Origin of the sequence: Streptosporangium nondiastaticum (assembly GCF_003011965.1) — a bacterium.
Lineage (GTDB): Bacteria > Actinomycetota > Actinomycetes > Streptomycetales > Streptomycetaceae > Streptomyces > Streptomyces nondiastaticus.
On record NZ_PXWG01000163.1, the window covers coordinates 1 to 14,274 of the forward strand.

Consider the following 14,274-nt stretch of genomic DNA (forward strand, 5'->3'; position numbering starts at 1 on the left):
TCACCCGCGGGGGCGGGGTCGCCGGGCGGCGGAGGGCCCTCGCGGAGCTGGCCCAGGTGCTCCCCGAGATCGTCGAGCTGGTGGGCGGCCAGGTCGCACAGGGCGCGGTGCCAGCGGCTGCGGGCGTCGTCCGGCTCCTCCTCGGCGGCCGCCGCGCGCCGCACGGCGTCGAGCCCGCCGCGCAGCCGGCGCGTCTGCGAGATGAGGGCGTCGACCGTGCCGTGCTCGGGCGGCTGAGCTGCGGAGGAGTCCGCGTGGAGGGGGGACGGCATGTCGTACTCCGATGGGGGGAGCGGCACAGCCGGCTCCGTAGGGTCCGCGGGATGGGCCGTAAAGACTCTGGCACAGGCGGAGAGGGCCTGTAAGGGCTTTGGCAACACCCGATCCGGTGGTGTCCAAGGCATGTGCCGGAGGCAAGCAGATTCGAGAGAGAAGGTTCCCCTCGGGGCGGGGCAAGCGTGTGCCGGGGCCGGGACAGCCGGAAAGGGGCCGGAATCGGGCAGGGGAGGGGCCGGGAAGGGGCCGGGAAGAGGGCGAAAAGGGGTGAAGCGGACAGGGCTCGGCGGAATCCCACACTCCAGGTAGGCTGCGGGGCGCTCGACCGACCTCGAGTTCCCCCTGTTCACCACGCATAGCACCGGTGGACACCGGCAAGAATGCCGGACGACGGAAATCCCGTTGCCAGCCGACTCCCCGCACCGGATGCTGACCCCATGTTCGATCCAGACATAGCGCCCAGCGGCACCCTGCTCGGCCTCCTCCAGCGAGGCCGCGGCGACGGGACCCTGCATGCCCTCGCGGCGCCGCGGGCGGAGGCGCTCGCGGCGCTCCACCACTGCCTCCTCCGCGACCCCAGGCGCGACTGGCAGGTGGAGAACCGCTCCCTCTACTACGCGCGCCTGTGTCTGGACCTCGACGCCGGGCTCGGCGAGCTCGAAGCGCACCTCTTCTGCGCCGACGACCTCCTCGACGGCTCGGAGGAGCGCACCGGCCTCGCCCTCGCCGTCCTCGGCCACCTCGCCTCGTACGGCCGCGAGGACGCCCTGCTGCTCCTGCGGCGGTACGCGATCTCCGGCGCGAACTGGGCCTGGGCCCTCGACGAGCTCGCCCTGCGCGACGACGACGCCGGGCTGCTCGCCCTCGGCGAGAGCGTCGTCGCCCGCTTCCCCGCGGGCCCCGAGGGCGACCGGGAGCTCGCCGCGGCCGTGCGCGACGCCTTCGAGCCCCGCCCCTGGCGGCTGTGGGCCGACGAGGCGCAGTCGCCCGCGACCGCCCCCCGGGTGCGCGCCGCGCAGGAGCAGGGCTCCTTCGACCGCTGGCAGCGCCAGCTGCGCCCGTCGGGCCCGCGGCCCGGCTGGAGCGTGCGCGAGGTGCTCGACTGGGCCCAGGAGGGCCTCGGCCTGCACCCCGTCCAGCACCGCCACGTCCCCGCGACCCGCTGCCTGAACGCCGTCGCGGGCCCCGAGGACCGGCTGGAGATCATCGAGGCCGCCGCGTTCGGCCCCGAGGCCGCCCGCGCCACCGCCCTGCGCTACCTCGCCGAGCACGACGACCCGCAGGCGCTCGACCTCATCGAGGCCGCCGCGGCCGACCCCGGCGCGCTCGTGTCCGAGGCCGCCGTCACCGCCTTCGAGCGCATGCGCGGCACGGCCGCCCTGGAGCGCGCCCGCGCCTGGATCCACCGCACCGACGCCCTGGGCGGCGCCGCCGCCGGCATGCTCGCCTCCCGCGGCGCCCCCTACGACGCCCCGCTGGTCCTCGGCGCCCTGCGCCGCACGGTCCGGGCCGAGGGCCCCGACGCGCCGGTCCTGTGGGACCTCGTGCCGGGCGCCGGCCGCCTGGGGATCACCTGTGCCGCGCCCGTGCTGCGGCACGTCTACCGGGAGACGTCCTCCTCGCACCTGCGCGGCCGCACGGCGCAGGCGCTGGCGGCGACGGACCCGTCCTTCGCGACCGGCTTCGCGGTGGAATGCCTGTGGGACTGCGAGGAGACGACCCGCGAGCTCGCCGCGCACCACGCCACCACCGCCGACGCCCGCGTCGTCGAGCAGCTGCGCAGGCTCGCCGCGGACCCGGCCGAGGAGGACGACGTCCAGACCGCGGTCCGCAGCCGCTTCGGGCCGGAGACCGCGGTGTGACGGGCGTACCAGTACCAGCAGAATGATCGCGTGAATGCGATAACGACGAAGATAGCCGCGGCCGCCCTCCTCGTAGGGGCGCAGCTCGCGGCCGCGACGGCCGCGGAGGCGGCTCCGGCGCCCGCACCGGCCGCCGTCGCCGGTGCGGAGAGCAGGACGGCGGCGGCAGCCGTCAGGATCACGGAGGGCCAGGTCGGTGAGGCCGCCCCGGGCGGCACCCTCCTCTACCCGAGCGTCACGAGCTGCCTGACCGTGACCGTCCGGCTGCGCGACGGCGGTCTCGTGGGCGCCCACGCCAGCCTCTTCCAGGTGCCGGGCGAGTTCCGCTCCGACCGCATCCTGACCGAGCTGAAGCGGCGGACCGGCGGCCGGGCGGTGCGCGCGGTCGAGGTCAGGGGCGCCGTCGGCGCGTGGGACCCGAGCTACTTCACCAAGGCCATCGAGAGCTACGGGGACGGCGAGGCCGTGCCCTTCCCGGAGGCGCCCGACCCCGCCGGCATCGCCGCGGCCGTCGCCGCCGGCCTCGGGCAGCCGCGCGCCGTCGTGACCGTCCAGGACGTGCCCGACGGCGACCAGACCGTCAGCTGACGGCCGAAGGGGGTACGGGGCAAATGCCCCGTACCCCCTTCCGTCCGGCGGTTCCTCAGGCGCGGCGGCGCTTGAAGGCCTTCCGGATGAAGTAGATCGCCAAGACGATCAGCGCGATGATGAAGAGCACCACCAGGATCAGCACGATGATCAGGAAGATGCCGAGCTTCGCGAAGAAGCCCTTCTTCTTTTTCTTCTCCTTCTTCGGCTTCTTCGCCGCCGTCGTCACGTGGTCCTTCGCGGACCGGTGGTGGCCGTGCGAGGCCTGGAGCGCGTTCGCGGCGCCCGACTGCGCGGTGCCCGCCGCCGTGCCCGCCTCCGCCTGACGCTCGGCCACGGCCGTCACGACGGCCGGGCGGGCCTGCTCCGTGCCCTGGGCCGAGGCCGAGGCCGGGGAGACCAGCAGGGAGGCGCCCAGCGCGAGCGCCGCGACGACGGCCGCCCGGCGGGCCCGCCGCCACCGCCGCCGTGCGACGGGCGCCGCGCCCGCCTGCTGCTCGTCGTCCATCAGCTCAGCGTTCATTGACGCCCCCATCGGTGTTCCGGGTGTTCTTGTGCATGCGGTGCGCTCCGGCGGCGACGGGCCGCGGGGCCCGGCCTCCGGAACGCGGCCCCCATTATCTGCACACCGACAAGTCGCTGAGCAGGGCGCACGGAAGCTCTGGGACGGAACTGGAACGTTCTGATCCCGAGACGTGGTCGCTTTCCTCCGGTACGCGGCCTTCCTCTCCGTGGACGGCGAGCGTCTCCGTCCCTGCCCGCGGCGGACGGCGCTGCTACTGACCGCCGCTGCGCTCCGCCTGTTCCTTGAGCTCCTTGTCCAGCCACCTCAGCACCACCGGGTACTCCTCGCGCCACGTCTGGAAGTTGTGCCCGCCCTCGTCCCGGACCAGCTTGTCGACCTTGAGCGGGGGCCTGGCCTTCTGCGCGAACTTCAGGCTGGGCCCGTAGTTGTCCTCGTTCTTGCTCGTGGCCAGGAGCAGCGACACCGGTGGCGGGGGCATGCGCTCCAGCCGCCACGTCAGGTCGTTCTCGCTCTTGTACGCCTTGCTGCCGGCGTACAGGTCGCCGGTCTTGCTGTCCTGCCGGGCGAAGTAGTCGGCGGACAGACCGGCGGCCGCGCCGTAGCGCGCGGGGTTGGTCATGGCGAGCTTCAACGCGCAGTATCCGCCGGTGGAGTTGCCGACGGCGCCCCAGCCGCCCGGGGCGCCGGTGGCGCGGTAGACGTCGGTCACGGCCAGCGGCAGGTCCTGGTTGAAGAAGGCGAGCGCCTGCGGGCCGCCGGGCACGTCCGTGCAGTTGGTGTCGCGGTCGGCGACCACCGAGGGCCGGACCAGCACGTAGATCGTCGGCCGGATCTCCTTCTTCATGACGGCGGAGGAGGCGGCCTGCGGGACCTTGAGCTGGGTGATGAGGTTCTTGGAGACCCCCGGCTGGCCGGTGATGACCACCACGACCGGGAACGTCTCCTTCTCGTGCTCCTTCTGGAAGTACTCCGGCGGCAGGTAGGCGTAGCCGTCCATGCTCAGCCCGGTCACCGGGCCGTGGATCTCGATGCGGTCCACCTGCCCGGCCTTCTCGCGGGTGCCCTTGAGGCCGATGGACTCCTGGCCCTTCACGACGAGCGCGGGCGGCCGCTTGCCGCCCGCCGTGCCCGGCTGCATGACCTGTCTGCTCGACGCGCGGCCCAGGAGTTCGTTCCAGGTGGAGTAGAAGCCGAACTGCTTGTTCGCGGCGACGAGCAGGACCGCCAGGATGCTCACCTGCGTCAGGACGAGCAGGCCGATGCGCCCGGCCAGCGCGAGGGGCCCCTTCCGCGCGGCGCGCGGCCACAGCCACAGGACGAGCACGCACACCGCTGCGGCGATGAGCACGAGGACGAGCTGGAACGTCGGGGACGTCAGGCCCACGGCAGTCACTCCTCTTGGAGGGCGGTCTCCAGGAGAGAGGGGAGTTGGAGCGGTCGGGGTTGTGCCGGGTCACGCTTATTTCGGTTTTTCACTTTATATTGACATTGGTGTCCGTGCTCGCAGAGCGTCCGAGGAGCTCCGCCTCGCGCTCCGGGGCCAGCCCGAGCGGCGGCCTGTCCGGCCGCTGCGGCGCCCGGCCGCCGATCCGCCGCAGCCACGCCCAGGTGTCCGCCACGGTCTCTTCCGCGGGCCGGCAGCGCAGCCCCGCCGCGACGGCCTTGGAGGAGTCCCCCATGTGCAGTACGTCGTAGAGCTCGCCGGGCGGCACCCACACCGGCAGCTCGGTCCACGGCTGAACGCCCGCGGCGAGGATCCGCTCGGGGTCGGTCCAGCGCAGCCCGGCGCCGGAGCCGGTCACCCGGACGCACGCCTCCAGCAGCTCGCCCATGGTGGTGTGGCCGGGCGGGCTCACCAGGTTGTACGGTCCGCCGAGCCCCGCTCCGAGCGCGTCCAGGGTCCAGCCGGCCAGGTCGCGCACGTCGATGAACTGCAGCCCGAGGCCGCGGGGGCCGGGGGCCAGGACGGGGCCGCCGCGGGCGATCCGGCCCAGCCACCACGGCAGCCGGCCCAGGTTCTCGCCGGGGCCGAGGATCAGCCCGGCCCGCACCAGCAGCGCCCGGTCGCCGAAGGACGCGAGGGCGGCCAGCTCGCCGCCTCGTTTGGCCTCCGCGTACTCCACCTCCCCGGCGTCCGGTGAACCGTCCACCACGGGCCAGTCCTCGTCGTGCCCGGCGGGCGAGGGGTAGCGGTACACCGAGCCGCTGGAGACGTAGGCGTACCGCCCGGTGCGCCCGGCGAGGAGCCGCGCCGCGTCCCGCACGGCCGACGGCGCCCACGACCAGGTGTCGACGACGGCGTCCCACTCGCCCCGGTCGAGCGCGCGCAGGCCGCCGGGCGCGGTGCGGTCGCCGTGCAGGGCCGTCACCCCTTCCGGCGGGGCGTGCCGCCCCCGGTGGAAGACCGTCACCTGCCAGCCGTGGGCCAGCGCCGCCTCGGCGACGGCCCGGCCCGCGAACTCCGTGCCGCCCAGTATCAAGAGCCTCATGCCTCCACCCTGCCTCCTGCACCCCGGCCCGGGGAAGAAGGGGAGGCCGCCGGGACAGGAGAAACGGAGGAGAGATCACCAAGCGGAAGGGCTGCAACCTTAGTGAGAGGGCGGTGAGTTGCTTCCGGTTGCCTCCGGGCCCTGCGAGCCCTCCTGCGCCACGAGATCGGCAGCGGCGACAGCCGGGATATATAGCCGTCGATCAGGCGACAAAGGCGAAAAGTCGGACGGCCTTCATCAGGCCGATCTCGGGACGGTCCGGAGCTCCCGGGACCTCTGGGACGCCGGGGAGCGCACGCCGGGGAGCCCACGGCGCGCGACCATGTTGCCACAGGTCACCGCCGCACGGGCGACCGTGTGCGAGCGAACCGCCCGCCCCGCACGGGGTGATCGCGGGACGGCCGATTCCGGCCAGCGGCCGAAGAGTTCACCTCGGCTCTCGGCCAGTGGGCCAGCGAGACCTCCGGGCATGGCGCACTATATGCCTGGGCGGTCGAGAGACTGTTGAGAGACGCAAGTAGCTCTCGATGCCGTGGCACGCGTGTGCCCGGCGCCCGCGCTACGCCGTGCGGCCCGGCTCCGGCCGTGCGGTTCGGTCACGGGCATCGGTGTCCGGGGCCGTGGGGGGATCCGGCAGGCGGTCGGGTGGGGAGGCACGACCGCCGGGGGAGCCGTGCCATTGGGGATCACGTGGGGATCAAATCGATGTGCGGGCCGCGCCGTCGGCGCTGCGCGCACGTGTCTTTGGACCGGCGGGCCGCGCCGTGCGCGCCGCCGTCCTGGGGGGAGAATCCTATGGGTCGTCCGACCCGTCTTGCCGCGGTGCTGTCCGCGGCCGCTCTGCTCGCCGTCGCCGCTCCGGCCGGCGGCGCCCACGCCGCCGACCCGGCACCGAGGATCGACCTGCAGGTCCTCGTCGTGGACGACGGCGGGCCCGCCACGGAGGCGCTGCGCGCCGAGCTCGACGGCGCCGGCACGCCGTACACCAAGGTGGACCTGACCAGCAGCAACCGGCAGCGCATCGACGAGGCGTTCCTCAGCGACACCGTCGACGGCAGACCGCGCGCCAGATTCCAGGGCGTCGTGCTGCCGAACGAGAACCCGTTCGGCGCGGACTCGCCGGAGATGGCCGCCCTGGCCACGTACGAGAAGCGCTTCGGCATACGCCAGGTCGACGCCTACACGTACGCGAGCCCCAAGGTCGGGCTCAACAGCCCCCAGGACGGGGGCGGATACAGCGGTCCCCTGGACGGCAGGACCGCGCAGGTGACCGCGGACGGCGCCACAGGCCCCTTCGGCTACCTCAAGAAAAACGTTCCCTTCGAGGACAACGACACCTCCGTCAACGAGAGCTACGGCTACCTCGCCGCGCCCCTCGCGCAACAGGAACAGGGCGCGGCCTACACCAGCTACCTCGACGCGCCCATCCCCGGCAGCACCGCGCGCGGCTCGCTGATCGGCCAGTACACCCACGACGGCCGTAGCGAACTGGTCGTCACCTTCATCGCCAACCAGTACCAGAGCCAGTTCCGCCTGGTCTCCCGCGGCATCGTGGAGTGGCTCACCCAGGGCATCCACCTGGGCGCCTCCCGCAACTACTTCGGCGTGCACGCCGACGACGTCTTCGCCTCCGACGACCGCTGGGACACCAAGCGCAAGTGCACCCCCGGCGACGTCGACTGCCCCGGCAACCCCAGCCCCGACAGCCCGCCGATCCGGATGACGGCGGCCGACGCCCAGTACGCCAAGGAGTGGTCGCAGAGCCACAACCTCCCGCTCGACCTCGCCTACAACGGCGTCGGCAGCGAGGAGTTCAAGGCGGAGCACGGCGGCACCTACGACCCGCTGCTCGACCAGCTGCGCGCCGACCAGAAGTCCTTCCGCTGGATCAACCACACCTACACCCACGCCTTCCTGGGCTGCGTGCAGAACACCACCGTCGTCCCCTGGAAGTGCGCCACCGACCTCCTCGGCAACGTGCGCTGGGTCAGCCGCGCGACCATCGGCGGCGAGATCGGCAACAACCTGAACTGGGCGGCGCGCCAGGGCCTCGCCCTCGACAAGGACGAGCTGGTGACCGGCGAGCACTCCGGCCTGCGGACCACGCCCCAGCAGCCCAAGGACAACCCCGAACTCGCCCCGTCCCTCACCCAGTACGGCGTCGGCTGGATCGCCAGCGACGACTCGCGCGAGCCCCAGCAGCGCCAGGTCGGCCCCGCGCTCACCGTGCCGCGCTACCCGATGAACGTCTACTACAACGTCGGCAGGGCCACCGAGCAGACCGACGAGTACAACTGGCTGTACACGAAGAAGGCCGACGGCGGCAGCGGCATCTGCGAGAACTCCGCCACGACCACCTGCCTGAAGGCACCGCTGGACGTCAAGACCGGTTTCTCCTCGTACATCGTGCCCCTGGAGACCCGCATCGCCATGAGCCACGTCCTGGCGAACGACCCGCGGCCGCACTTCATGCACCAGTCCAACCTCGCCGAGGAGCGCATCGGCTACAAGATCCTGGAGAAGGTCCTCGGCGACTACTCCGGCCTCTACGCCGACAACACCCCGCTGGTCAACCTCCGCATGCGCGACATCGGCGCGGAGATGAGCAAGCGGGCCGCCTGGAGCGCCGCGCTCGCCGCCGGCAAGGCCACCGCCTACCGCATCGGCAGCGCCGTCACCGTCACCGCACCCGCCGGCACGCAGATCACCGCCACCCTGCCCGGCGGCACCGTCCGCAACGACACCAACGCCGTCTTCGGCGACGCCTACGCCGGCCTGCGCTCCGGCTGGGCCGCCCCCGCCGCCGGCCAGACCCGGCTCGACCTCACCCTGCCCGCCGGCGCCACCCCGGCCGCCGGCACGCCCGCGGCCGCCACCGCGCGCGTACAGCCCCCGGCCCGCACCGCACTCCCGGTGCCCGAGGGCGTCACCGGCCGCGTTCCGTACGGCCCCGGGGACGCCACCCGGCGCTGACCCGGCCCGCCATCACTCCGTGCCGCACCACCCCATGCACCGCCGACACTGGAGAGAACCGAGTTCTATGCACGGACCGCCTGCCGAAACGGCATCCGACACTCCCTCGGTGACGCTGCTCACCGAAGGAACGTACCCGCACAGCCATGGCGGAGTGAGCGTGTGGTGCGACCAGCTCGTCCAGGGCATGCCCGACGTCGACTTCCGGGTGATAGCGGTGACCGGCACCGGCCGCGAACCGCTCGCCTGGGAACTCCCGCGCCACGTCCGGGGGGTGGAGAGCCACCCGCTGTGGGGACCGCCGCCCCCCGGGCGCGCACCGCGCGGCCGGGACCTGCGCTCCTTCCTCACCGCCTACGAACAGTTCCTGCTGTCCCTCCTGGACCCGGGCCAGGAACAGCACTTCGCCCGCACCTTCTACCGGCTGGCCGACCACGCCGCCTCCGGCGCCCTCTCGGCCGCCCTGCGCGGCGAGGCCGCGGCCCGCACCCTCGTCCGCGTCTGGAACCGCCCGCACCTGCACACGGCAGCCGCCCGCCCCACCCTGCACGACGCGCTGCTCGCCACCGACCTGCTGGAGCACGCGCTGCGCCCGCTCGCGGCGACCCCGCCCGCCGAAGGCGTCACCCACGCCGTCAGCGGAGGGCTCGCCACACTGCCCGGCCTGCTCGCCCACCACCGGCACGGCACCCCCTTCCTCCTCACCGAGCACGGCATCTACCTCCGCGAGCGCTACCTGAGCTTCCGCGCGGAGCCCTACCGGTGGCCCGTCAAGGCCCTCATGCTGGGCCTGTTCCGGCTGCTCGCCGTCGAGAGCTACCGGCGCGCCTCCCTGGTCACCCCCGGCAACCGCTACAACCGGCGCTGGGAGGAGCACGGCGGCACCCCGCCGGACCGCATCCGCACCGTCTACAACGGCGTCGACCCGGCGGCGTTCCCGCACGCCGGTCCCGAGCCGGAGCAGCCGACGCTCAGCTGGGCCGGGCGCGTCGACCCCATCAAGGGCCTGGAGACGCTCATCCGCGCCTTCGCCCTCGTCCGCGAGGAGATACCCGCCGCCCGCCTGCGGCTCTTCGGCGGCACCCCGCGCGGCGGCGAGGGCTACCGCACCGCCTGCGAGAAGCTCGCCGCCGAACTCGGCGTCGGCGAGGCCGTCGTCTTCGAGGGGCGCGTCGACGACATCCGCGACGCCTACGCAGCCGGCAACGTGGTGATGCTCTCCAGCATCAGCGAAGGGTTCCCCTTCACCCTCATCGAGGCCATGTCGTGCGGCCGGGCCACCGTCTCCACGGACGTCGGCGGCGTCAGCGAGGCCGTAGGCGACACCGGCCTCGTCGTACCGCCCCGCGACCCCGAGGCCATGGCCCGCGCCGCCCTGAAGCTCCTGCACGACCCCGAGCTGCGCGCCGGCATGGGGGAGCGGGCCCGCCTCCGGGTGATCGAGCAGTTCACCCTCCGGCAGACCATCGACGCCTTCCGCGACATCTACCACGACCTCGCCGGCACCCGGAGGCCCGAACCCTTCGAGCGTCCCCGGCGCACACCCGCCCGGCCCGCGTGGGCCGCCGCGGACGCCGAGAGACCCGTCATGGCCATGGCCGCGGGCGGTGCGGGATGAGCGGCTTACTGCGCCTCGTGCCCGACGAGCCCGAGCCCGCCCACGACCTGGCCGCCGCACCCGCGACCGTACGGTCCCGGCCGCGGCCCCGCTGGGCGGCCGACCCCATCGACGCCCTCGCCGAGGAACTGGCCGAGGTCTGCGCCGTGGCCGTCCACCCCGACGAGATCGCGGCCGTCCTGGAGGCCGACGGCCTCACGGGCGAGCAGATCACCGAACGCTACGGCCGCGCCGACGCCTTCGAGCTCGCCGCGGAGCTCTACGCACGCGTCCCCCGCAGCCACCCCGAGCCCGGGCCCCGCCCGGACCCCTGGAAGGTGAGCCCGGGCCGGTTCGTCCTGCGGGCCCTGGTCTTCACCCTGCCCGGCTTCGGCTACTCACTGGCCGCACCCCTCATGGCCGGCGGCCGCGACAGCTACGGCCTGCCGCAGGGCACCGCCGGGCTCGTCCTGTCCGCCCTCGTGGCCTGGGCGTGGAACCAGGCCCTCGCCCACCGCGCCTACCTGCGGCTGGCGACGGGCGGCCGCACCGCGGCGGCCCGCTGCCTGCAGTGGGGCGCCCCGCTCGGCGCCCTCCTGGCCGCGGCGTCGGCCGCGGCCCTGCCCGGCCTCGCCGGGGTCACCGCCTTCGCGGCGGGCCAGGCGCTCTACCTCGCCGCGGCCACGGTGCTGCTGGTCCTCGGCCGGGAGAACCTGCTCCTCCTCACCCTGGCGCCCACCGCCGCCGGAGGAGCGGCGCTCCTGCTCGTCCAGCCGCCCGACGCCGTCCGCACCGGCCTGCTCCTCGCCACCGCGGGAGGCGTGCTCGGCACGGCCGCGTACGAGATCGTGCGCGCCCGCCGGGAAGGGAAACCACCCGAACAGCCCGCCCTGTCGCCGCTCGCCTCCGTCCCGTACGGCCTGTTCGGCCTCGGCTGCGGCGTCCTGACGACCCTCGCCGCCCTCGGCGACGTCCTGCGCCGCACCCCCGGCGCGACCACCGCCGGAGCCGCCGTCATCGCGCTCACCCTCAGCATGGGCGTCGCGGAACGGCTGCTCTACCACTGCCGCGGCACCGCCCTCGCGGCCCTCGCCCGCAACACCACCACCGCCGGGATGAAACTCGGCGCGGCACGCATCCTGGCCCTGTGCCTCGCCGCCTACCTCGCGGCGCTCGCAGTGCTCGCCCTGGCCGCCGGGGCCCTGTGGCCCGGCGGCCCGCCGGTCACCGCCGCGCGCACGGCCGCCCTGCTCGCCCTCGGCGCCGTCCTGTGGACCGGACTGCTCCTCCAGGCCTTCGGCGTCGCCTGGACCCCGGCCCTGCTCTGCCTCGGCGCGGCCGGCGCCGAAACGGCCGCGCTCGCCCTGCGGCTGTCCGCACCCGTCGCCACCCAGCTCGCCGTCTGTACGGCGGCGGCAGCGGGCCTGCTCGCCGCCGCCACCGCCCTGCTCAGCCGGATCACCACGCACCGCTGACGCACCGTCCGCTCCGACCGCTGCTCCGGCACGTCCCCGCTCCGCCGCGGCACCCGCCGCGTTCCGCTCACGCAAGGGAGACACCCTCATGCCCGCATCCGCACCCGTCGCCGTCACCGGCGCGGAAGGATTCATCGGCTCGCACCTGGTGGAGGCGCTCGTCGCCGCCGGCCACCGGGTCCGCGCGATGGTGCAGTACAACTCCTTCTCCTCCTACGGGTGGCTGGAGACCGTCCCCGACGAGGTGATGGACAACGTGGACGTCGTCCTCGGCGACGTGCGCGACCCCGGCTCCGTCCAGGGCCTCGTCGCCGGCACGGAGGCCGTCTACCACCTGGCCGCCCTCATCGCGATCCCCTACTCGTACCGCGCGCCGCACAGCTACGTGGAGACCAACGTCACCGGCACCCTCAACGTGCTCGAAGCCGTGCGCCACCTCGGCATCCCACGCCTGGTCCACACCTCCACCAGCGAGACCTACGGCACCGCGCAGACCGTGCCCATCAGCGAGGACCACCCCATCAACACCCAGTCGCCGTACGCCGCCTCCAAGGCCGGCGGCGACCGCCTCGCCGACAGCTACCACGCCAGCTTCGAGGTGCCCGTCGTCACCCTGCGCCCCTTCAACACCTTCGGGCCGCGCCAGTCCATGCGGGCCGTCATCCCCACCGTCATCGGGCAGGTCGCCGCCGGGGAGCGCACCATCACCCTCGGAGACCTGCGCCCCACCCGTGACTTCAGCTACGTCAAGGACACCGTCGCCGCCTTCCTCGCCGTCGGCACCGCACCCGCCGCCGACGTCGTCGGACGCACCTTCAACTCCGGCACCGGCGAGGAGATCTCGGTCGGCGACCTCGTCACCCTCATCGGCAAGATCATGGACACCGAGCTGGAGGTCCGCGCCGACGAGGAGCGCATCCGGCCCTCCGCCTCCGAGGTCATGCGCCTCGTGTGCGACGCGACCCGGCTGCGCGCCGCCACCGGCTGGGCCCCCGCCCGCACCCTGGAGGAGGGCCTCGCCGAAACGGTCGCCTTCTTCCGCGACCCGCTGAACCTCGCACGGTACAAGGCCGGCATCTACAACGTCTGACGCGGCGGCACCGCCCGCCGCCCGTCCCGGCACCACCCACGCAGAGAGGAACAGCACCCATGCACGTCGTCATTCTTGCCGGAGGCAAAGGCGTCCGGCTGCGCCCCTACACCACCGCCCTGCCCAAGCCGCTGGTCCCCATCGGCGAGGAGCACGCGATCCTGGAGATCGTGATGCGCCAGCTCGTCAGCGCGGGCTTCACCAGCTGCACCCTCGCCATCGGCCACCTCGGCCACATCATCCGCGCCTACGTCGGCGACGGCTCCCAGTGGGGCATACGCGTCGACTACGCCACCGAGGAGAGCCCGCTGGGCACCATGGGCCCCCTCCTCACCATGCTCGACCGGCTGCCCGAGCACTTCCTCGCCATGAACGGCGACATCCTGACCGACCTGGACTTCGGCGATGTGTACCGTACGCACGTGGCATCCGGAGCACCGCTGACCATCGCGACCTACGCCCGCCAGGTGAGCATCGACTTCGGCGTGCTCACCACCGACTCCGACAGGGTCGTCGGCTTCGCGGAGAAGCCCAGAATGGACTACCGCGTCTCCATGGGCGTCTACGGCGTCTCGCGCGCCGCCCTCGCCCGCTACACCCCCGGCCTCCCGCTGGGCTTCGACGAACTGGTGCTGGACATGCTGGAGGCACGGACCCCGCCCCGCGCGTACGAGTTCGACGGCTACTGGCTCGACATCGGCCGGCCCGACGACTACGACCGCGCCAACCGGGAGTTCTCCCTGCACCGCGACATGCTGATCAAGGGAGCGTGAACCGCAGGCATGCGCATCCTCGTCCTGGGCGGCACCGGCTTCCTGGGCCGGCACGCCGCCGAGCGCCTGCGCGCCCTCCCGGGCGCGCGGGTGCTCCACGCCGGCCGGTCCCCCCGCGCGGACCTCCCCCTCGACCTGGCCCGCGGAGACACCGCGCGGCTCGCCTCCGCACTGCGCAAGGCCGCGCCCCACGCCGTCGTCAACTGCGCGGGCGCCGTGGGCGGCAGCGCGGTGGACCTCACCGGCGTCAACGCCCTGGGCCCCGCGGTCCTGTGCGCGGCGCTCGCCGAGGCCGCGCCGCAGGCCCGCCTCGTCCACCTGGGCTCCGCCGCCGAGTACGGGCCGGCCGACCGTCCCCTCACGGAGACCGACCCCGCCCGCCCCGCCGGCCTCTACGGCGCCGCCAAGCTGGCCGGCACCCTCGCCGTCACCGGCTCCGGCCTCGACGCCGCCGTCCTGCGGGTGTTCAACCCCGTCGGCCCCGGCGCGCCCGCCGCCTCGCTGCCCGGCGTCGCGGGTGCACCGGCACGGCCGGATGGTCGTCTACGCGGCGCTGGGCTGGGGCGCGGCGATGGCCGTCGCGGGCCTGCTGGGCAACGTGTGGCTGGTGCTGCTGTTCCTGGCG

Annotated in this window: 12 protein-coding genes; 8 read left to right on the forward strand and 4 right to left on the reverse strand. The window is 73.8% G+C overall.

Annotated features, from left to right (window positions below; translation table 11 throughout):
• Positions 1–272 (reverse strand): hypothetical protein (locus B7P34_RS31770; RefSeq protein ID WP_223268427.1); only part of this gene is annotated, 272 nt, incomplete at its 3' end.
• 441 nt (positions 273–713) lie between these two features.
• On the opposite strand from B7P34_RS31770, the gene B7P34_RS31775 reads away from it, so the two are divergent.
• Both B7P34_RS31775 and B7P34_RS31780 read left to right on the forward strand, forming a co-directional pair.
• Positions 714–2,138, forward strand: a complete 1,425-nt coding sequence (locus B7P34_RS31775; RefSeq protein WP_106681650.1) for a hypothetical protein — start codon at positions 714–716, stop codon at positions 2,136–2,138.
• Between the two features lie 30 nt (positions 2,139–2,168).
• Entirely contained in the window at positions 2,169–2,726 is a 558-nt protein-coding gene (locus tag B7P34_RS31780) for a hypothetical protein (protein WP_223268428.1), read from the forward strand.
• A gap of 55 nt (positions 2,727–2,781) precedes the next feature.
• Here the strand turns inward: B7P34_RS31780 and B7P34_RS31785 are convergent, their stop codons facing one another.
• The 3 genes from B7P34_RS31785 to B7P34_RS31795 all read right to left on the reverse strand — a co-directional run bounded on the left by B7P34_RS31785 (position 2,782) and on the right by B7P34_RS31795 (position 5,741).
• Positions 2,782–3,249, reverse strand: coding sequence for a hypothetical protein (locus B7P34_RS31785; RefSeq protein ID WP_146166986.1), 468 nt, complete (start codon positions 3,247–3,249; stop codon positions 2,782–2,784).
• A 253-nt stretch (positions 3,250–3,502) separates the two neighbouring features.
• Positions 3,503–4,636, reverse strand: a complete 1,134-nt coding sequence (locus tag B7P34_RS31790) for an alpha/beta hydrolase (RefSeq protein WP_106681652.1) — start codon at positions 4,634–4,636, stop codon at positions 3,503–3,505.
• A gap of 88 nt (positions 4,637–4,724) precedes the next feature.
• Positions 4,725–5,741, reverse strand: coding sequence for an NAD-dependent epimerase/dehydratase family protein (locus tag B7P34_RS31795; protein ID WP_106681653.1), 1,017 nt, complete (start codon positions 5,739–5,741; stop codon positions 4,725–4,727).
• A gap of 795 nt (positions 5,742–6,536) precedes the next feature.
• Between B7P34_RS31795 and B7P34_RS31800 the strand changes: the two genes are divergently transcribed.
• The 6 genes from B7P34_RS31800 to B7P34_RS31825 all read left to right on the forward strand — a co-directional run.
• Positions 6,537–8,714, forward strand: a complete 2,178-nt coding sequence (locus tag B7P34_RS31800; protein WP_106681654.1) for a hypothetical protein — start codon at positions 6,537–6,539, stop codon at positions 8,712–8,714.
• A 109-nt stretch (positions 8,715–8,823) separates the two neighbouring features.
• Positions 8,824–10,332, forward strand: a complete 1,509-nt coding sequence (pelF, locus tag B7P34_RS31805) for a GT4 family glycosyltransferase PelF (protein WP_286157532.1) — start codon at positions 8,824–8,826, stop codon at positions 10,330–10,332.
• Positions 10,329–11,786 (forward strand): hypothetical protein, encoded by a 1,458-nt coding sequence (locus B7P34_RS31810; protein ID WP_106681656.1) that lies wholly within the window; start codon positions 10,329–10,331, stop codon positions 11,784–11,786. The genes pelF and B7P34_RS31810 overlap by 4 nt, the downstream gene beginning before the upstream one ends.
• 88 nt (positions 11,787–11,874) lie before the next feature.
• A complete protein-coding gene (locus tag B7P34_RS31815) occupies positions 11,875–12,876 on the forward strand; it encodes an SDR family NAD(P)-dependent oxidoreductase (protein WP_106681657.1) in 1,002 nt (333 codons plus the stop codon).
• A gap of 59 nt (positions 12,877–12,935) precedes the next feature.
• A complete protein-coding gene (locus tag B7P34_RS31820) occupies positions 12,936–13,649 on the forward strand; it encodes a nucleotidyltransferase family protein (RefSeq protein ID WP_106681658.1) in 714 nt (237 codons plus the stop codon).
• Positions 13,650–13,658: 9 nt separating this feature from the next.
• Positions 13,659–14,274 (forward strand): NAD-dependent epimerase/dehydratase family protein (locus B7P34_RS31825; protein ID WP_146166987.1); only part of this gene is annotated, 616 nt, incomplete at its 3' end.

Bases quoted from the DNA above. Each gene is read 5' to 3' on its own strand.
- B7P34_RS31775 (WP_106681650.1), top strand. From the start codon at position 714: ATGTTCGATCCAGACATAGCGCCCAGCGGCACCCTGCTCGGCCTCCTC.
- B7P34_RS31785 (WP_146166986.1), bottom strand. From the start codon at position 3,249: ATGAACGCTGAGCTGATGGACGACGAGCAGCAGGCGGGCGCGGCGCCC.
- B7P34_RS31795 (WP_106681653.1), bottom strand. From the start codon at position 5,741: ATGAGGCTCTTGATACTGGGCGGCACGGAGTTCGCGGGCCGGGCCGTC.
- B7P34_RS31800 (WP_106681654.1), top strand. From the start codon at position 6,537: ATGGGTCGTCCGACCCGTCTTGCCGCGGTGCTGTCCGCGGCCGCTCTG.
- B7P34_RS31810 (WP_106681656.1), top strand. From the start codon at position 10,329: ATGAGCGGCTTACTGCGCCTCGTGCCCGACGAGCCCGAGCCCGCCCAC.
- B7P34_RS31815 (WP_106681657.1), top strand. From the start codon at position 11,875: ATGCCCGCATCCGCACCCGTCGCCGTCACCGGCGCGGAAGGATTCATC.
- B7P34_RS31820 (WP_106681658.1), top strand. From the start codon at position 12,936: ATGCACGTCGTCATTCTTGCCGGAGGCAAAGGCGTCCGGCTGCGCCCC.